The following is a 19795-nucleotide window of genomic DNA, read 5'->3' on the forward strand; positions in this document are numbered from 1 at the left end:
GTTTGGTTGTGGACACCGGCTGACGGGGGAGGGCGCGGCCAAAGATCGGAAAATATCCTTGATGTTTCGGGTGTTTACCCTTTATTCGCAGCAATCGCTGATCCTATGATCAACCCCATCGGAACAGGACCCCTTCGTATGTTTGCTCTGCGGTGTTGCGGCAATGGCTGAAAAACTGATCAAATCCAATCTGGTACTAAGCCGTCTGCGCCGTCTGGTGAAAAGCGAGCAACTGGTCCTGTCGCTTCTGGCGCTGGTGGTTGGTGCGATGGCCGGGGGCGGAACGATCCTGTTTCGGGACGGCATTTTGCTGGTGCAGGCGCTGGTTTATGGGTGGGGCGAAGAATCCCTTCATCAGCATCTGATGGGATTGTCGAACTGGCATCTGGTTCTTGGCCCGACCGCGGGCGGGCTGGTCGTCGGTGTTTTCATCTACAAGTTTTTACCCGGTCAACGCCCGCACGGGGTTGCGGATGTTATTGACTCTGCCTCGTTCAATGATGCGCGCATGTCGACCCGGTGCGGCATCAAAAGTGCGATTGCCAGCGCGGTGTCACTGGGAAGTGGCGCGTCACTTGGCCGCGAGGGGCCGGTTGTCCATATGGGCGCGTCCTTTGGGGCTTGGCTTGCACGCGTGTTGCATTTGCGCCGCGGGGCGGCGCGCACCTTGTTGGGATGCGGGGTAGCATCGGCCGTTGCCGCATCCTTCAATGCGCCGCTGGCAGGGATGTTTTTTGCCCATGAAGTGGTTCTTGGCCATTATGCCCGGACCGCTTTTGCACCGATTGTGATGTCGTCGGTGATGGGGACGGTGATTACCCGTCTTTATTACGGATCGGAAGTGGCGTTTTTGATCCCGCTCCATAACATTCAGTCGTTCTGGGAATTTCCCGCATTTGCACTTTTGGGGTTGCTGGCCGGGATCACCGCAATGCTGACGGTGCGCGCCATTCCCGTCGTTCAAAAGGTTGCCGATACCACGCGTGCGCCGCTTTGGTGTCGGCCGGCGATTGCCGGTCTGGTGGTTGGAATTGTTGGTCTTGGCTTTCCGCAGATCATCGGTGTCGGTTATGGCGCGATGAATGATGCGCTTTATGAAACATACAGCCTGACATTTCTGATCGGTCTGTTGTTTGCCAAGGCGTTTGTCGTGGCGATCTGTATGGGGCTTGGCTTTGCAGGCGGGATGTTCAGTCCCAGCCTGTTTCTTGGTGCGATGCTGGGCGGTGCGTTCGGGATTGTTGCCACCCACGCCTTGCCGGATTTCTCGTCCGGGCACGGGGCATATACCCTGGTCGGGATGGGGGCGGTGGCGGCTGCTGTTCTGGGGGCGCCGATTTCCACAACCCTGATCGTGTTTGAGCTTACCGGCGACTATCAGCTGACCATTGCGGTGATGCTGGCATCGGTTCTGGCATCGGTAATCATGGATCAGGCCAATGGCGGATCATTCTTCCACTGGCAGCTTAAAATGCGCGGGCTGTCGACCAATTGGGGGCGGGAGGTCAATCTTCTGCGCATGATCAAGGTTGCCGACATCATGAAGCGCGAATATGTCACCGTGCCTTTATCCCATGATTTACCAAGTGTTCGATCAGCCCTTTTCAATGCCCCCTATGCGGAGCTTTTTGTCGTTGATGACAAAGGCAAACTGCATGGCACCATTACATTGACCGATTTGCGCAATGCCGCATTTGATACGGATGCCGCCCAGAATATGACGGCCGGCGAAGTGGCGCGGTCAAAACCGCCGGTCCTGTTCCGCACTGACAGCATCGAAAAGGCCATCCGCCTGATGGAGCAAACCGGCGAGGAACATTTGCCGGTGCTCAATAACGGTGAAGATCGCGAGATGATCGGCTTTGTCCACGAAAAGGACGCGATGATGGCCTACAACAACGCGCTTCTTGAATTGCAAAGCGAAGAACGCGGCGACGCCCCGCCAAAGCTGTTCTGACGTTATCAAAGTCCCCGCATGAAAAAGAGCAGCACCGAAAGATGCTGCTCTTTTGCGTGGTCGGATCACAGACTGGTCTTTATGCAGCCAGTGCCGTGTCACCGGCTGATTTCCGGGTTTGCTGTCCACTTAGAAGCTGGGCTGTAAGGCGACTGTCCAGACCGGCAACATCTTCGGGAAGATTTGTTGCGGATTGTTCGATCTGATCAAGTTCCTGACGTGCCTGGCGTCGTTCGAGTTCAGCCTTTTCTGCCTTTTCATCATCCTTTATCGGAATTGAATTGGCATCACGCAGCGCGGTTCTGAATTCTTCTTCGGCGTCTTTCTTGGCGTTCAAGATGTCAGCTTCGGTAGAGTCAGATTGTGAGGATGACGAAAACACATCGCCCGCCGCATTGCTGTTCGGGTCATTGTCATTGCCTTGAACGTCAGCCATGGCAGACGCAAAGCTTGATGACCCCGAACCGATATTCTGAAATTCAAGCATGACGGACTGCATCGCATCGGAAAGCTGGCTTTTGGATGTGCCGGTTTCCGAATTGGTTTCGCCCGTTGTCAATACAGGTACTGCGCTACCTGCGCTAAAACCTTCGATACCTTCGTGTGCACCTGACCGCTCCGAAGAGCCGGCCCGGGAAGACATTGGCAACCCGTTGCCCAATCCAAAAATAGTACTCATGCCGAGATACCCTTCTTGTGGGATGCACAAAGCATCCCTGACAGCGGCAAATTTGCACAAACCACCGTCAGAGGATGCTAACCACCTGGAAACAAGCAATTCCCGGACCACATGAAGCAGGACAATCTTCTTGAGCGGACGGTAATTTAGGTGAATTGAATTTTGCGTGCGCGGCGGCCCCCGAAAGATGTGCAGCAGGCAAAATATACCGATACCAAAGAGGGTTATGAGCACCCCGCCTTATCCATTAGGCTGTTTGGCCTTGAAAACATGTCTGGCGGCAATGACGGGACGGGGATGAAGCTTCATCTGATTGCAGGGGCACGGCCGAATTTCATGAAGATCGCCCCGTTATGGCAGGGCTTGCGTGCCCATGCGGATATCAAGGCGGCTTTCATTCATATGGCGCAGCATCGCGATGCGGAGATGACGTCAACGATCTGGCGTGATCTGGGAATGGCGGATCCCGACCATATTGTGCAGTGGCAATCCAGTACCAATCAGGACCGGATTGCGCTGATGATGGCCGGTTATGAAAAGCTTTGTCGCCAAAATCGCCCGGACGCGGTCCTGGTGGTCGGGGATGTCAGTGCGTCACTTGCCGCGGCGATGACGGCCTCGAAGCTGCAAATACCGCTGATCCATCTTGAGGCCGGATTGCGGTGCTTTGATTTGTCTGTTCCCGAAGAACGCAATCGCATGACCATTGACCGGTTGGCGGACCTGCATCTGACCCCGTCTGTCGATGCGGACGAAAACCTTCTGGCCGAGGGGATCACGCCAGACCGCATCAGGCGTGTCGGCAATATCATGATTGATACCTGTGTCATGATGAATGATGCGATATGCAAGGATGTGACAACAGAAACGCTGGGGCTTGCCGGGGGGGGATATGTGCTTGTAACGCTGCATCGTCCGAGCAATGTTGATGATCGCGCAAAGCTGCGCCGGATCTGTCATGCAATTGGTGACATTGCCAGCCATGTTCCTGTTTGCTGGCCACTGCATCCCAGAACCCGCCATCAACTTGAACAGATTGACGGCATTGCGATGCTTGAACAAAGCGGGGTGAAGGTCTTGGCGCCGCTTGGGTATGTATCCTTTGGGGCCGTGATGGCAAATGCCGGACTGGTGGTAACCGATTCCGGTGGTGTGCAGGAAGAAACCAGTTGGCGTGCGATCCCCTGTCTGACCTTGCGCCCGTCAACCGAACGACCGGTTACGATTGACTTGGGGACAAACCGTCTTGTCAGCATTGAAGGTCTGTCCGCCACGGCAATCGACGCCATGACCGGGCAGTCCGCCCCGGAACGGCAGGAGTGTGAAATCCCGCTTTGGGATGGTCAAACGACCGGGCGTGTCATTGCGGAACTTGACCGATTCCGCAGAAACGGTGGCGTCAGGAAATAATCTGCGCCATCACCTTGTTGCCCAGGGCTTCGTTGCGCATGTCAAAGCCGCCAGTGGACAGGCTGCTGTCATCGGTATTTTCAGCCATATTTCGCGCGACGGTTTCGGGCATCGTGCCGTTATCGGTGACCGTATCCGTTTCCACGCTAGCGTCAGTACCGGATTCAGATTCCGAGCTGTTGTCAGGAAGGCTGCTTTGTGACGGGGTTGCATCCTGCGGGGCGGCAGCCATGATTTCCGACAGGCTGACCACACCGTCTTCGTTGGTATCAAGCGGGTCATAGGTGCCCTCGGACCCCATGGAAGCCAGCATGCTGTTCATGACGGTATCTTCGCTGCTGCTGTCATCGCTTGAAAGCACTGCCCCGCTTGGCGGTGTCATGGATGCCAGATAGTCATCTTCCGATATGCTTTGGGCATCGGACCCGGCCATGACATTCCAGAGATTTTCAGACATTTCATCGCTGACCCCATCGGGGGCCGATGCCATGAATTCATCCTTGGTCAGCGTTCCGTCGCCGTCGGTATCCATGTCAGAGAACAGGCGCTGGGCATCAAAGCTGCTGTTGCCGTCGGTGGTGGTGCTGGTTTCCTGCAACTCAAGAAGCATCGACATGATGGAGTCTGAAAGCTGACCGGTGATGGCTTCGCTTTGCGATGTCATTTCCGACATGCTGTCGGTGCCGGTCGATCCGCTGCCCTGCAAGGCATAAAGCGAAAATCCGCCAAATGCTTCAATGCCCGAAGAACCGTCGCTGCCTGTTGATGAATTGGCAGACTGGCTGTTCTGGCTAAGTATTTGCGCGATGCTGCCGCTCATGCTGCTGATGCCGCTCATATTTCTACCTTCATTCAGAATTGCGTTGTTATCTGAACTCACGCGAAAGACCGGAAAAACTGGCGCAAAAAGTTTTTGAAGATCGGGAAAGGGGTGGTTGATGTTCCTGTTTCGTTGCAGAATGGAAAAAATACCCGGCCGCATCCGATGCAAGGCTGGTCCTTGGAACACAGCGTGATATATATGCCGCCATGATGGATGATCCCTTCGAAATTGATGAATTCGCCGCCAGTCCGGAAATGCGTCTTGGTGATGCACCGGCCCCGGCATATCTCGATAATCTGAATGCCGAGCAGCGCGATGCTGTTGAAACGCTTGACGGGCCGTTGCTGGTTCTTGCAGGGGCGGGCACGGGTAAAACCCGGGTTTTGACCACGCGGCTTGCGCATTTGCTTGAAACCAAGGCCCAGACCGAACGTCTGCATCCGCAGCAAATCCTTGCCGTGACCTTTACCAACCGTGCGGCGAAGGAAATGCAGGAACGTGTGGCACAGGCATTGGGCCGTCCGGTCGAAGGTTGGTGGCTGGGAACCTTCCACTCGCTCTCGGCGCGATTGTTGCGCCGTCATGCCGAACTGATCGGGCTGCAATCAAACTTCACGATCCTTGATAGCGACGATCAGGTCCGTCTGCTCAAGCAGATCATGGACGCCGAACAGATCGACCCGAAAAAATGGCCGGCCAAGCAGCTGATGGGCATTATTCAGCGCTGGAAGGACAAGGGCCTGACGCCGGAACGGGTCAATGAAAGTGTCGAATTCGCCAATGGCGGGGCCAAACATCTTTACAAGATTTATCAGGAACGGCTGAAAGTTCTGAATGCTTGCGATTTCGGGGATTTGTTGCTGCATTGCCTGACCCTGTTCCAGCAGCATCCCGAAGTTCTGAAACAGTATCAGAACACCTTCCGCTATATTCTGGTTGATGAATATCAGGATACCAACGTTGCGCAGTATTTGTGGCTGCGCGCCATGGCGATGGTTCATCGCAATATTTGCTGTGTCGGCGATGATGACCAGGCAATCTATAGCTGGCGCGGGGCCGAAGTCGGCAACATCCTGCGTTTTGAATCCGACTTCCCCGGTGCCAAGGTCGTGCGCCTTGAACAGAATTATCGGTCCACCCCGCATATTCTGGCCGCCGCATCGAAACTGATCACCTTTAACGATGGACGTCTGGGCAAGCAGCTTTGGACGGAAATCGACACCGGCGAAAAGGTCTTTGTCAAAGGTGTCTGGGATGGCGAGGCCGAAGCGCGTCTGGTTGGCGAAGACATCGAAGCCCTGCAATCAAAGGGTATTGGTGCATCCCAGATGGCCATTCTGGTCCGTGCCGGTTTCCAGACCCGTGAATTTGAAGAACGTCTGATCACGTTGGGCATCCCGTACCGGGTTGTCGGCGGTCCACGTTTCTACGAACGTCAGGAAATCCGTGATGCGCTGGCCTATATCCGACTGGTCGCGCAGCCTGATGACAGTCTTGCGTTCGAACGTATTGTCAATGTGCCCAAGCGCGGGGTTGGCAAGGCCACGCTTCAGACCCTGCATCAATATTCCCGTGATCAGGCGATTTCATTGCCTGCGGCGGCGCGTGATCTGATCGATACCGAAGAACTCAAACCCAAGATGCGCCAAAGCATTGGCGGGCTTTTGGGGGATTTCAAACGCTGGCGCGAAATGCTGGCAGGCAGTTCCCATGTCGAGGTGATCGAAACCGTCCTTGATGAAAGCGGCTATACCGATATGTGGCGGTCCTCCAAGGAAATTGATGCGCCCGGTCGTCTGGAAAACCTCAAAGAACTGGTGTCTGCAATTGGCGAGTTCGAAAACCTGACCAGCTTCCTTGAACATGTTTCGCTGGTCATGGAAAACGAACAGAATGACGCGCAGGAAAAAGTCACCATCATGACCCTGCATGCGGCCAAAGGGCTTGAATTCGACTATGTCTTCCTGCCCGGTTGGGAAGAGGGCGTCTTCCCCCATCAGCGCGCCATGGATGAAAGTGGTGTTAAGGGGCTTGAGGAAGAACGTCGTCTTGCCTATGTCGGGATTACGCGCGCGCGCAAACGTGCAACCATTTTATATGCCGCGAACCGCCGCATCTATAATCAGTGGCAATCGGCGCTGCCGTCGCGCTTTGTCGACGAACTGCCAGATGAGCATATTGAACGGATCAGTGATACCGGTCTTGGCGGACATGGGGGGAATCATTCACCCGGTGCCTGGGGGGCTGATGACTGGATGAAAATGCCAAGCTGGGCCAACGAGGGTTCAAACAACCGCAATCCGGTTTCCGGCGCATCCGAGCGCAAATTTGCATCAAGTGGCTGGCAGGATCGCGTGCGTAAAAACGTGATTGATGTAAAGCCGGATGGCGAAACCAGCTATGCGACCAGTTCGAAATCATCGAAATACAAGGTTGGCGATACAGTGCGTCACCGAAAGTTCGGACCGGGAACGGTGCGTGCGGTGGATGGCAACAAACTTGAAATCCATTTCGAGGGTGCCGGCACAAAGAAAGTGGTCGACAGCTTCATTCTGCCGGGGTAAGCCCCGGTTCAAATATTCACGGAATACCGAACTAACCGGGCGGCGATCGCAAGCGGCCCTGACAAGCGAGAAGCGATATGACCCAACCCGTTCTTTGCTATAACTTCCAGTTCGAAGTTGATGGCGCCTATGCCGAGGCCTTTGCCGAAGGCCTATACGAATATTGTGATGCATTGTCGCATTTCGAACGTCCCGGTGACCCGAGTGCGCCCTGGAGAATCGAAGGTTTCTCGGGCGAGATGTTTGACAAGCCGGCAATTGAAACGGCGGTGTCGATCATGGCATCGGCGGTCGGGGTTGATGCGCCGGTTGTGACATTTGGTACATATGAGCCCAAAGACTGGGTCAGTGAAAACCTGCGCAGCTTCAAACCGATTTCGGTCGGGCGTTTCTTTGTCCATGGTTCGCATTGGGACGAAGATCTGCCGGTCGCAAAAATCGGGCTTCAGGTGGATGCCGGTCTGGCATTCGGTTCCGGTGAACATCAAACCACCAAGGGGTGCCTCGCAGCAATCGACTGGGTGGCAAAACGCGGTCCGCGCCATAATGCCCTTGATATGGGGTGCGGGTCGGGCATCCTTGGCATGGCATGTGCCAAAACCTGGCGCAGCACGGTGATGATGGCCGATATTGATGCCGCATCGGTGCGCGTTGCACAGGAAAATGCCCGGGTTAACAAGATCGCCGATCTGGTCACCGCCATCCATTCAAACGGTTTCCAGGATACCCGTATCCGTGACGGCGGTTATTACGACATTGTTTGTGCCAATATTCTGGCCCGTCCGTTGCGCGCCATGGCCCATGATCTGGTCGGGACATTGTCACAGGACGGCGTTGTGATCCTTTCGGGGCTGCTGTCCGAGCAGGAACAGTTTGTTCTTTCGGCCTATCGCGAAGTCGGCCTGTCGCTGATCAAACGGTTCAAGGTTGAAAACTGGACCACGCTTCTGGTCGGCTAAGCCATCAGGCTTCCGGCAAATCGATACAGCCCCAGAATGCCCAATGTGACGATCAGCACACCTACGGCGATCATCAAGGGTTTTCTGGGGATGACTTTGACCAGTACAGCCGCCAATGGTGCGGCCGGGACCCCGCCCAGAACAAGGGCCAGTGCCGCCATCCCGAAGCTTTCAAGCCCGAACGATCCGGCAAAGGTCACTGTAATCGCCACAGTAACGAAAAACTCCGCAGCCGCAGATGTACCAAGCATGCGGTGGGGTTCGCTGCCGCGATAAACCAGGGTGCTGGAGACAATCGGTCCCCAACCACCACCCCCGACAGCATCCAGAAATCCGCCAATCAGGCCAAGCGGCGTCAGACCGCGCATTGCCGCAGGCGGCTGAACCTTGCGGATGGCTTTGGCAATTACCAGCACACCCAATGCCGACAGATAAAGCGCAACCGCCGGGGCAAGGTATTTGCCAATCCCCGAGGACAGCAAGGCTGCGCCGACGCAACCGCCGACCGCACCGGCAATGGCCAGAACCCGGACCATCCGCCAGTCCACATTTCGGGCAAAATGATGCGCGGTCCCTGAAACAGCGGTGGTTGCGATTTCAGCGGCATGCACAGTTGCACTGGCATGGGCCGGCGGCAATCCGATTGTAATCAGCAATGATGTCGATGTAAGGCCATAGGCCATGCCAAGTGCGCCATCAATCAACTGGGCGACAAAGCCGATCAGAACGATCCACCAGAAATAGTCATCCATAAGACCACAGGCTCCTGCTGCGGGGATACTTTCCGGAAGTGTAGCAACTTGCCCGAAGCGCGATATGGCATTTTGGTTTCGGCCCGGCATTCCCGGTATGCATTAATGCCACGCGACATTTTTATGAATTTGGCGATGTGCCGGGATCGACCGCCTCATATTCCTACATTCGAATAACTATATATAAGTGGTAATCAGTTTACTACTTATGTATAGTCCACATCGCGCGTGACAGCGATGATATATTAAATCAGTAAGGGAGATGTCCTTGGCTGAATTTGAACATCGAATACTTGTGGTTGATGATGAACCGGTAATCCGCAAATTGCTGACCCGCGTTCTGGAGCGAGCCAACTTTGAGGTTGTGCAAGCCGTTGATGGCCTTGACGGGATCGAGCATCTGCAAAAGGATGCTGGATTGCGGCTGGTCATTTCCGATTTGCGCATGCCCAACTGTGGCGGCCTTGATTTTGTGCGTCGCGCCATTGGCGAATTTCGCCGTGATTTTGAATTCATCCTCCTGACCGGGGATGGTGACAAGTCAGACGCGATCGATGCGTTGCGTCTTGGCGTGCGTGAATTCCTTGATAAACCGGTGGATCGTGCGGACCTTGAAGCCGCCGTTCAGAAGGCGCAGGAACGTTTGCTTGAACGGGATCGCGAACATGAACGCGTCCGGAAACTTGAACTTGAAAATGTCAGCAAGGCAAAGACGCTTGATGACATCACGCGCAAGCTGGGTGGTGCCGAACAGGAAATGATCGACCGGCTCAGCCTGATTTCCCAATACAGGGATATTGAAACCGCCGAACATTGCGTGCGGGTCGGACTTTATTCCCAGTTGCTTGCCGATATGGCCGGACTTGATACGCAAACCCAGCGCTCCATTCGCCTTGCCGGTATTCTTCATGATATCGGCAAGGTCGGTGTGCCCGACAGTGTCCTTCTGAAAGAGGGGCCGCTGACGGATGCCGAATTCGAAGTCATGCAGCGTCATACCGAAATCGGTTTTTCGATGCTGAATGCGTCGGACAATCCGGTGCTTGATCAGGCGGCACAGATTGCGCGTTACCACCATGAAAAGTGGGAAGGCACGGGATATTGCAACGGGCTTTCAGGCGCAGACATTCCGATGGTTGCGCGCATCGTTTCCATTGCCGATGTGTATGATGCCCTGCGCAGTTCACGGCGTTACAAACCGCCATTCAGCCACAGGGAAGCCGTCGACATCATCACCAAGGGCGACGGACGCACGACGCCAGACATGTTTGACCCGAAACTGATGTCGCTGTTTCTTGAACATAATCAGCGCTTTGAGTCCATATTTGACAGCATGCCAGACCAGATGGTGTAAAGCCGGAGACGTTTAGACGATGAGCCAGAACGTAGACGTGATTTTGCACCGTACGCGAAATCGCATTGCCGATTTCATGTTGCTGGTCATGGTGATTGGCGGATTTCCGGCGCTGATTGCATCGTTGCTGCGTGAAACCAAACAGCCATTCTGGGTGATTGAAACCATCCAGCTTCTGGTGTTTGTTGCCGTGGTCGCAAGCCTCGTGCTGCGCCGTCGGCTTGAAACACGGACAAAATCGCATGTGATTGTCGGCGCAATGACAGTGTTGTCGTTGCTTTATATCATCATGTTTTCGCCGGCCAGTGGCATGGCGCTGATGATCGTATCAACAGTGACGGTGGCCATATTCCATCCGCTGGTTACGACATTCCGGTATGCGCTTTTCTGTTTTCTGACCATTACGGGCATCGGCATCATCCGTGTTTATGATCTTGACGGATTTCTGATTGATGATGCAGGCATGGTCGCACACACGTTGCCGGTGTGGATTGCGACATTGTTTGGCTATGCCTGGATGAGCTCGGCCGTGGTTGTCGGGGTCATCTGGATGCGCCAGGCGCTGTTGCAGATGAGTGTTGATCAACTGTTGTCCAAACGGGAACTGGTTTCCGGCAAGAAGTTTCTGGAAGAAATCCGTGTCAGCGCAGGGGAAGTTGCCAACTACTTTTCGTCGCTGGAACGTGTTGAAGACGTATCATTTCGCCCATCCTTGCAGCGGTTTGCCGAATTGCTCAATTGCGAACGGGCCAGCTTGTGGTTGCAGAATGACGATGGTGATGTGGCATGCTTTGGCCTTTACGATGCCAATAACCCTGATGCATCGCATGAAGGACTGGTTCTGCGCCGCAAGGATCTGCCGCGGTATTTTGCCGCCCTTGAAACCGGGCAGGCGATTGATGCCGAAAATGCCAAAGAAGACCCGCGGACATCGGAATTTACCGAAAACTACCTGATTCCCTTGAATATCGGGGCGATGCTGGATGTGTCGCTGATGTCGGTTGCCGGTCGCATGGGCGTTGTCTGTTTCGAGACCGTCGGAAGGACCCGCGTCTGGCGATCAGACGAGGTTGTCTTTGCCCATATGGCAGGCGGACTTCTTGCCGCGGCGGCCGGGATCAAGTCGATCATGGAAGCCGACGAGGCACTTAATTTCTCGCGCAGGCGGTTCGAGGCGGTTGCCAATTACACCTATGACTGGGAAAGCTGGGTGTCGTCAGACGGGCGTCTGGTGTGGGTCAACCCGGCTGTGGAACGTATTCTGGGCTATTCGGTCTCGGAATGCATGACACTTGAAAACTATCCGTTGCCGTTTGTCGCACCCGAAGATCAGGCGCGTGTACGCCATTATCTGGATGAAGGCCTGTCCGGGCTTTCGGGCAGTGATCGGGAATTCACCGCCATTCATAAAAATGGCAACCGGGTCAGTATCGGAATGTCCTGGCAACAGATTGCCGATAGTGACGGAACCAATCTGGGGGTTCGCATTTCATGTCGGGATGTCACCGAACGGGTGCGGTATCGCCGTGATCTTGAATATGCCAAAACCGATCTTGAAGCCAACCAGCGCCGTTTGCGTGCGCACTTCAATAACGCGAAGATCGGCGTGTTTTACTGGACCCCGGATCGTACGATCATTGAAGTCAACGACACCGCCTGTCAGTTGTTCGGGTTCAGCGCCGAGGAGTTTGTTGGCAAAAAGCTTGAACTGATTGTGCCGCCATCGGAACGCGCCCGGTTGGGAACGCTGATCAATGAAATCATGGAAACCCGGACCAGTGTGAATAACCGGTTCGAAAATGTGACGCGCAGCGGCAAGCGTCTGGTGTGTGAATGGTATGAAAGCCCGATCTTTGACACCAACGGGCAACTTGATTGTATTGCAAGCTTTGCGCTCGATGTGACAGACCGGCAGCGCTATCAGGAAACGCTTGAATCCATTTATCGCGGTGTACGCTATCAGGTCGGTGAAGACTTTTTTGACAACCTGACCAAGGTGATGTGCGAAGCATTGGGCATGCATTATTGCCATGTCGGGTCGATCGAAAATGGTCGCGTAAAGCCGGTTGCCCATTACAGCCATGACAAATCGCGCGGCGGGCTTGATTTCGAAGTCAAGGGATCGGCCGCCGAAAGGGTTATTGATAACGGCATCTTTGTCTGCCCGGACAATTTCAAGGAAGTGACAAGCGGCGTGCGCCGGGTGACCGACCTTAATATCCGCGGATATGTCGGGGCGGCACTGAAGGACAGCGAAGGCAACCCGATCGGGATATTGGCAACGGTTTCAGAACAGCCGATTGCCGATCCGGAACTGGCGCGGTCGATTGTTGAAGTGTTCGCTGCGCGTGCGTCAGCAGAATTGCAGCGCCTTCAGGCCGAACGCAAACGTGAAAAACTTGAACAGCAATTGCGTCATTCGCAGCGCATGGAAACGATTGGTGTTCTCGCAGGCGGGATTGCGCATGACTTCAACAATATTCTGCAACCGATCAGCGGTTATGCCGAACTGCTATATACGGATTTGCCCGAAGATTCGCCGCTGCGCGAAGATGTCATGGAAATTCGTCAGGGGGCAGATCGGGCGCGCGATCTTGTCAAACAAATCCTGTCATTTTCGCGCAATTCCGAAACCGAACGGTCGCCGATTGATGTCGCATCCATGATCAAGGGAACGGTCAGGTTCGCGCGCGGATCCATTCCATCTACCGTATCGCTGGTCAGTAACCTGGCACCCGACACCATGTCGATCCTTGGCAATGCCACGCAGCTTGACCAGTGTCTGATGAACCTGATCACCAATGCCTATCACGCGGTTGGTGAAGAGGGCGAAATAAAGATCGAAGCCGCACCGTTTGAGCTGACCGACGACAGTGCCGAAATGCATCCGCTTTTGACACCGGGGCCCTATATCCGCATTTCGGTGATTGATAACGGCACGGGCATGGATGCCGATACCGCCAAGAAAATCTTTGATCCGTTCTTTACGACCAAGGAACCGGGCAAGGGCACGGGGCTTGGCCTGTCGACGGTGCATGGCATCATTGCCGGTCACAAGGGCGAAATCACGGTCTATAGCCGATTGGGGCAGGGGACGCGTTTTTCGATCCTGCTGCCGGAATATGACCGCGAGGAAGAAGGCGAGGAGCGTATTTCGCGTGGTCTTGTTTCAAATGCCAGTGGTCATCTGGCGGTTGTCGATGACGAGGAAAAGAACCTCAAGCTTTGTTCGCGGATGCTTGAACGCATTGGTTATACCGTTGAAACCTTTACCAATGGTGCCGATGCGATTGAAGCGATCAAAGCCCCGGATGCAAAGTTTGACGGTCTTTTGACCGATCAGACCATGCCAAACATGACCGGGGTGAAGCTGGTGGAATTGCTCCGTCAGTCCGGACATGACATTCCGGTTGTCGTCATGACGGGATATGCCGCCGATGATATCGTGGCGGCCTATAAGGATCTTGGGGTTGAGACCATTCTGGCAAAGCCGGTTGATGTGGTTGAACTGCACGATGCACTGGCCACTGCCTGCAAGGGCGCGACAGAACATGCACCGTCATCCGAGAAACCCACACCCGATGCGTTGTCAACCGATGCGGTCGCACATGAAACAGCCTTGCCGGGGGAACCGCTGCCATGACGGGGGATATGCGATAAGGCGGGGCTGCGGGCGGCGGCGGGGCCTTGATAAGGGTTATCGCCCGCCGGAAACATCAAGGATCGCCCCGGTAACATAGGACGCGTCATCTGAAATCAGCCAATAGATACTTTGTGCGACTTCATCGGCATTCCCCGCACGGCCAAGCGGGCAGCCCGGCCCCAGTTCGGAAACCCGTTCCGGGCGTCCTGCGCTGGCATGGATGTCGGTATTGATAATCCCGGGTCGCACCGCATTGACGCGAATGCCTTTGGGGCCGAGTTCCTTGGAAAGTCCGATGGTCAGCGTATCGATCGCGCCCTTTGATCCGGCGTAATCGACATATTCGCCAGGTGATCCAAGCTTGGCTGCCATGGACGAAACATTGACGATCGATCCACCGTTCGTAAGCATCCGCGCCGCTTCACGGGCAACCAGATACGCACCAAGCACATTGGTATCGAACACATTTTTCATGCGGTCGACATCCATATCGGCAAGGGTGCTTTTGGGGGCGACAATGCCGGCATTGTTCACGACACCGTCGATTGCGCCAAAACGTTCATAGGCGGTCCGGAAGAAATCGATGACGCTGTCTTCGTCGCGGACATCGCATTTGCGGGCAAATGCATTGCCGGTAACGCCCGCGCGTTCGCACAAGGCACGGGTTTCGTCAGCACTTTGCTGATTTCCGACAAAGCTGAAAGCGACATTCCAGCCGCGACTTGCAAACAGCACTGCTGCCGCGCGACCGATCCCGCGCGAACCGCCGGTAATCAGAACCGTTTTTGCCATAACCACCCCGAAACAGTTTTGTTGTTTTGGCTACTATGGCGCGGATGGTGCGTGATGGTCAAAAAGAAACGGCCCTGCTGTGGAGAAGCAGGGCCGTCTCAGAGGGAAAAGACAAAACTGACCGCAAGGATCATGAACCGTGATCCTGCGCTTCGCCATTAGGCATCCGACCATTCCGGGCGGGACTGATCCTTCAATCCTTGCCTTTGGTGTCTGCCGATCCGGTTGGGGACCGGTCTGCTTCATCGTCTGCCAGATGGGCAGGGCCAATATCAAGACCGAGCGCGGCTTTGCGACCAATGGTCAGGCGCTCAAGGCCATCATAGGCCGTCTGACGTCGACGCGATTGTACGACACTTAGGGCAGTAATAGGAAAACGGATCACCGTTCATGGTCTCCTGCAAATTGACGTCCCGACGGGCCATCTTTTTGTCACGGAGATGTAATAAGTTAATCTTTGACTAATGTGCATTGCGAAGCTTGCAACGCATTCATTCCTGTGACGCATGTTACCGCTGTTGGGGGCCGGATCACGGGGTGATTATTTTATAAAATATGCACAAATATCATTGTGGCTTGCGCCGGATCGGCAGTAACCCTTACATAGATTAACTGCCCCACATATCAAAACGAGGACGTCTATGACCATTTCCGGCGATGCCCAACTCGCGACCCTTCTGGAACGCGACAATGTCAACAAGGATGTTAGCGCTGTCATCGCCCTGATTGACGGCGTGCTTGCGGCCGCCGACGGACATAGCCGGACAGACTGGATTGATCTTGTATGTGCCGATCCCAGCGAAGAACTGGTGCAAGTTCTGCTGGCGCTGCGCGATGAACGCAAAGGTCTGTTCAAAATGGCAAAGGATGATTTCAATCCGGCCGAACGGATCGCAGCTCTTCGGAAATATCTTGCGGCAAAGGGTGTGGACGGCTTTATCGTTCCGCGTGCCGACGAACATCAGGGCGAAAATGTCCCGGCTCGGGCTGAACGTCTGGCCTGGTTGACCGGTTTTACCGGGTCGGCCGGGGCTGCTGTGGTTCTGGCGAACAAGGCAGCGGTGTTTGTTGATGGCCGTTACACCATTCAGGTGCGCCAGCAGGTCAATCGCGACCTGTTTGAATATCGTCATCTGGTTGACGAGCCGGTGGTCGGCTGGCTGCATGACAATCTGAAATCCGGACAGAAACTGGCGTATGATCCGTGGCTTCATACCGTGCAGCAGGCAAATCATTTGCGCACAGCATGCGAAGGTGTCGGGGCGGAACTGGTTGCGATTGATACCAACCCGATTGATGCGCTTTGGCGTGACCAGCCGGCCATGCCGCTTGGCCCGGTGCGTCCGCATCCGTTGGAATATGCCGGAAAATCAAGTGCCGAAAAACGTCAGATGATTGCCGGGCAGCTGTCGCGCCTGTCATGTGACAGTGCCATTTTGTCCGCACCTGACAGCATCGCATGGCTTTTGAATATTCGCGGGGCCGATGTGCCGCAAACGCCGCTTGCACTTGGTTATGCGATTATCAACGGTGATGCATCGGTTGAATTGTTCATGGATGAACGCAAGCTGGCTGGTGAAACTGTCGCCTGGCTGCGTGACGAGGCAAGCCTGCGCGCGCCCGGTGAACTTGGCGATGCGTTGAAGGCTATGGGCAATCAGTCCGTCCGCCTTGACGAGGCAACAGCGGGTGACTGGTTGCGGATGCAATTGGCCGAGGCCGGGGCAACCGTTCGTGTCGGACGTGATCCGGTGGCGTTGCCCAAGGCCTGCAAGAATGACGTCGAACTCGAAGGATCGCGCAAGGCCCACAAGCGCGACGGCGAAAAGATCATTCGCTATTTCAAATGGCTTGATGAAACGGCAATCGATGGCGGGATTGATGAACGTACGGCAGCCGACAAATTGCTTTCGCTGCGCAAGGAAGATCCGCTGTTTCGGGATTCAAGCTTTGAAACCATCCCGGGCAGTGGTCCGAACGGGGCGCTTTGCCATTATCGCAACACCCCCGAAAGCAACCGCAACCTGACCCCGGGCGAGATCTTTTTGATTGATTCGGGCGGTCAGTATCTGGACGGCACGACCGACATCACCCGGACCACGATTGTTGGTGAACCGACACAGGAACACCGTGACCGGTTTACCCGCGTGCTCAAGGGGCATATTGCGCTGGCGCGGGCGATTTTCCCGGTCGGAACAACCGGTCAGCAGCTTGATACGCTGGCGCGCATGCCCCTGTGGGAAGCCGGTCTTGATTTTGATCATGGCACCGGGCACGGGGTTGGGAGTTACCTTGGCGTTCATGAAGGTCCGCAACGGATTTCAAAGGCCCCGAACAGCATCGCACTCAAACCGGGTATGGTTCTGTCAAACGAGCCGGGCTTTTACAAGGAAGGCGAATACGGCATCCGGATTGAAAACCTGATTGCGGTTTGCGAGATTGATGCACCGATCGGGGCGGACCGTCAGATGCTCGGTTTCGAGACCCTGACATTCTCGCCGATTGAACGCAAATTGATCGATCCGGAATTGATGACTGCTGACGAGTTGCAGTGGCTGAATGATTACCATGCCCAGGTCTATGCCATGTATGCCGATGAATTGGACGAAGATCATCGGGAATGGCTGCAAAAGGCAACCGCACCGATCAAGAAGAAAGTCATCTGATCTGGCCATCGGATGCCATGATGTGAAAAAGTTGAGCCGTCCCGTCCCGCGGGGCGGCTTTTTGTTGTTTCGGGCACTGACAAGCGCGCGGGAATGGCTTAAAGAGTATCTATTGGATCGATTCAATAGAAGGCGGAAAACCGCTTCTGATAATTGGAGGAAGACATGGCTGAAGTCGAAACACAGTGGATGGCAAACCCCAACCGCTATGACGACGAAACCTGGAACCGCTGTGGCAATAGTGGCCTTATGCTGCCGAAAATCACGCTTGGCCTTTGGCAGAATTTCGGCGGCGTGGATGTCTATGAGACCCAGCGTGCGATGATCCGCCGCGCCTTTGACCGCGGTGTGTTCCATTTTGATCTGGCCAATAACTATGGCCCGCCCCCGGGATCTGCCGAAGAAAACTTTGGCAAGGTATTGAGCCAGGATCTTGGCAAACATCGCGACGAACTGATCATTTCGACCAAGGCGGGCTATCGTATGTGGCCGGGGCCGTTTGGCGAATGGGGATCACGCAAATATCTGATTTCCAGTCTGGATCAGAGCCTCAAGCGGATGGGCCTTGATTACGTTGATATTTTCTATTCCCATCGTGTCGACCCCAACACGCCGCTTGCCGAAACCATGGGTGCACTTGATCAGATCGTCCGGTCGGGCAAGGCGCTTTATGTCGGGATTTCTTCCTATTCCCCGGAAATGACCCGTCAGGCGCACGCGATCCTTAAGGATCTTGGTACGCCCTGCGTCATTCACCAGCCGTCCTATTCGATGATGAACCGCTGGGTCGAGAATGGCTTGCTTGATACGCTGTCCGAACTTGGCATGGGATGCATTGCCTTTTCGCCGCTGGCACAGGGGCTTTTGACCAACAAATACCTTAACGGTGTGCCCGAAGAATCACGCGCCGCCCTGGAAGGTTCCTTCCAGAAAGGCATGTTGTCGGAAGAAAATCTTGATCGTGTCCGTGCACTTAATGAAATCGCCAAACGCCGCGGGCAGAGCCTTGCGCAGATGGCGATTGCGTGGGTATTGCGGCGTCCGGAAATCACATCGGCCCTGATTGGTGCCCGTCATGTGCAGCAGCTAGATAACAGCCTTGATGCGCTGAACAATCTTGAATTCAGCGCAGAAGAGCTGGCGGAAATCGACAAATATGCAGCCGATGGCGGTCTGAACCTTTGGCAGAAGTCATCGGACAGCAAGGCACCTGTCTGATCCGGTTTGCAGATAAGCTTATGAACAAGGCCCCGAACGGTATTGCGTTCGGGGCCTTGTTACATCCAAGGTCATTTTTCAGCCATTGGCATGGTTCCGGCCAGATCGCGCAATGTATCGACCACGGCCTTGGCCCCGGCACTGAGCGGGCGATCATGAAGCCAGGAAAGCATCACCTTGCGCGAGAGTTCCGGGCTGACGATCCGGCGGGCCTTGAGCCGCCCGGTTGACAGTTCCATCACAAGCGAACTGCGCGGCAAAACCGTATGCCCGACATTGCGATGAACCAGATCGACCAGCACACGCAATGCGTCGGCTTCGACCACCGGGGTCAGGGGGCGGCCGGCACGAAAGGCTGCTTCCTGCATTTTGGCCCGCAAACCGTGTTTGTTGGTTGGCATGATCAGCGGCAGTGACAGGACATCTTCATAGGCGATTTCGGTTTCCTGTTCGCCAACCTGTGACGGGTGGGAAATCAGAAACAGGTCTTCGCGCCAAAGCGGTTCGGCATGCAAACTGCGCGAAATCATGCCGTCATGCAAAATTCCGATATCAAGACGACCTGACAGCAAGCCTTCCTGTACATCACCGGTCAGGTCTTCGGCAACCGAAATATTCAGATCGGGATAGTGGGCGCGAAGGCGTTCAATCAGTGCCCCGGTAATGACAATCCCGGCACTTGGCGGGACGCCGACATGGACATGCCCGGTGACCTGGCTGCTGCGCGCTGTCAGGTCCGCTTCAAGGCGGGCCAGATCGGCCAGAATGACGCGTGCACGTTCGGCAAGCATTTGCCCCGCTTCGGTCAGTTTTACACCACGGCCGGTTCGTTCAAGCAGCTTGGTTTCAAGCGTTTCTTCAAGCAGGTTAAGCTGGCGGCTTAACGCCGGTTGGGAAAGGTTCAACCGTTCGGCTGCGCGTGACAGGCTTCCCAATTCGGCAATATGCACGAAACTTCGCAGCTGTTTGATATCCATG

14 protein-coding genes are annotated in these 19795 nt (G+C 55.1%); 8 read left to right on the plus strand and 6 right to left on the minus strand.

The genetic code is table 11. The features are described from left to right. Positions 1 to 163: 163 nt before the first annotated feature. Positions 164 to 1957, plus strand: a complete 1794-nt coding sequence (locus tag CU041_RS02990) for a chloride channel protein (protein ID WP_101245695.1) — start codon at positions 164 to 166, stop codon at positions 1955 to 1957. 79 nt (positions 1958 to 2036) lie between these two features. Here the strand turns inward: CU041_RS02990 and CU041_RS02995 are convergent, their stop codons facing one another. Then, positions 2037 to 2636, minus strand: a complete 600-nt coding sequence (locus tag CU041_RS02995; protein WP_170310106.1) for a hypothetical protein — start codon at positions 2634 to 2636, stop codon at positions 2037 to 2039. Positions 2637 to 2906: 270 nt separating this feature from the next. On the opposite strand from CU041_RS02995, the gene wecB reads away from it, so the two are divergent. After that, on the plus strand, positions 2907 to 4046 hold the full coding sequence (gene wecB / locus CU041_RS03000; RefSeq protein ID WP_170310107.1) for a non-hydrolyzing UDP-N-acetylglucosamine 2-epimerase: 1140 nt from the start codon (positions 2907 to 2909) through the stop codon (positions 4044 to 4046). On the opposite strand, the gene CU041_RS03005 is transcribed toward wecB, so the two are convergent. Then, entirely contained in the window at positions 4036 to 4884 is an 849-nt protein-coding gene (locus CU041_RS03005; RefSeq protein ID WP_170310108.1) for an EF-hand domain-containing protein, read from the minus strand. The genes wecB and CU041_RS03005 overlap by 11 nt on opposite strands. Positions 4885 to 5078: 194 nt before the next feature. Here CU041_RS03005 and CU041_RS03010 point away from each other — a divergent pair, with 194 nt between their 5' ends. Both CU041_RS03010 and CU041_RS03015 read left to right on the plus strand, forming a co-directional pair. Beyond that, positions 5079 to 7433: an ATP-dependent helicase gene (locus CU041_RS03010; RefSeq protein ID WP_101245699.1), complete on the plus strand. Its 2355-nt coding sequence runs from the start codon at positions 5079 to 5081 to the stop codon at positions 7431 to 7433. A 77-nt stretch (positions 7434 to 7510) separates the two neighbouring features. Beyond that, positions 7511 to 8392, plus strand: coding sequence for a 50S ribosomal protein L11 methyltransferase (locus tag CU041_RS03015; protein ID WP_068519495.1), 882 nt, complete (start codon positions 7511 to 7513; stop codon positions 8390 to 8392). Here the strand turns inward: CU041_RS03015 and CU041_RS03020 are convergent. Continuing rightward, positions 8389 to 9144 (minus strand): sulfite exporter TauE/SafE family protein, encoded by a 756-nt coding sequence (locus tag CU041_RS03020; RefSeq protein WP_101245700.1) that lies wholly within the window; start codon positions 9142 to 9144, stop codon positions 8389 to 8391. The two genes, CU041_RS03015 and CU041_RS03020, sit on opposite strands and share 4 nt — an antisense overlap. A gap of 268 nt (positions 9145 to 9412) precedes the next feature. Here CU041_RS03020 and CU041_RS03025 point away from each other — a divergent pair, with 268 nt between their 5' ends. After that, positions 9413 to 10498 carry an HD domain-containing phosphohydrolase gene (locus CU041_RS03025; RefSeq protein WP_170310109.1) on the plus strand — a complete coding sequence of 362 codons (1086 nt, stop codon included), beginning with the start codon at positions 9413 to 9415 and terminating at the stop codon, positions 10496 to 10498. Positions 10499 to 10517: 19 nt separating this feature from the next. Further along, entirely contained in the window at positions 10518 to 14141 is a 3624-nt protein-coding gene (locus CU041_RS03030; RefSeq protein ID WP_101245702.1) for a PAS domain S-box protein, read from the plus strand. A 54-nt stretch (positions 14142 to 14195) separates the two neighbouring features. Here the strand turns inward: CU041_RS03030 and CU041_RS03035 are convergent, their stop codons facing one another. Together CU041_RS03035 and CU041_RS03040 are read right to left on the minus strand one after the other, a co-directional pair. After that, entirely contained in the window at positions 14196 to 14933 is a 738-nt protein-coding gene (locus CU041_RS03035; RefSeq protein ID WP_101245703.1) for an SDR family oxidoreductase, read from the minus strand. Between the two features lie 193 nt (positions 14934 to 15126). Next, a complete protein-coding gene (locus CU041_RS03040) occupies positions 15127 to 15318 on the minus strand; it encodes a hypothetical protein (RefSeq protein WP_068519500.1) in 192 nt (63 codons plus the stop codon). Between the two features lie 256 nt (positions 15319 to 15574). Between CU041_RS03040 and CU041_RS03045 the strand changes: the two genes are divergently transcribed. Next, entirely contained in the window at positions 15575 to 17599 is a 2025-nt protein-coding gene (locus CU041_RS03045) for an aminopeptidase P family protein (RefSeq protein WP_101245704.1), read from the plus strand. A gap of 165 nt (positions 17600 to 17764) precedes the next feature. Beyond that, positions 17765 to 18817, plus strand: coding sequence for an L-glyceraldehyde 3-phosphate reductase (mgrA, locus tag CU041_RS03050; protein WP_101245705.1), 1053 nt, complete (start codon positions 17765 to 17767; stop codon positions 18815 to 18817). 71 nt (positions 18818 to 18888) lie between these two features. Here mgrA and CU041_RS03055 read toward each other — a convergent pair whose 3' ends face one another. Beyond that, on the minus strand, positions 18889 to 19794 hold the full coding sequence (locus tag CU041_RS03055) for a LysR family transcriptional regulator (RefSeq protein WP_068519503.1): 906 nt from the start codon (positions 19792 to 19794) through the stop codon (positions 18889 to 18891). Position 19795: the final 1 nt, after the last annotated feature.

This window comes from Thalassospira povalilytica, assembly GCF_002844235.1.
Lineage (GTDB): Bacteria > Pseudomonadota > Alphaproteobacteria > Rhodospirillales > Thalassospiraceae > Thalassospira > Thalassospira povalilytica.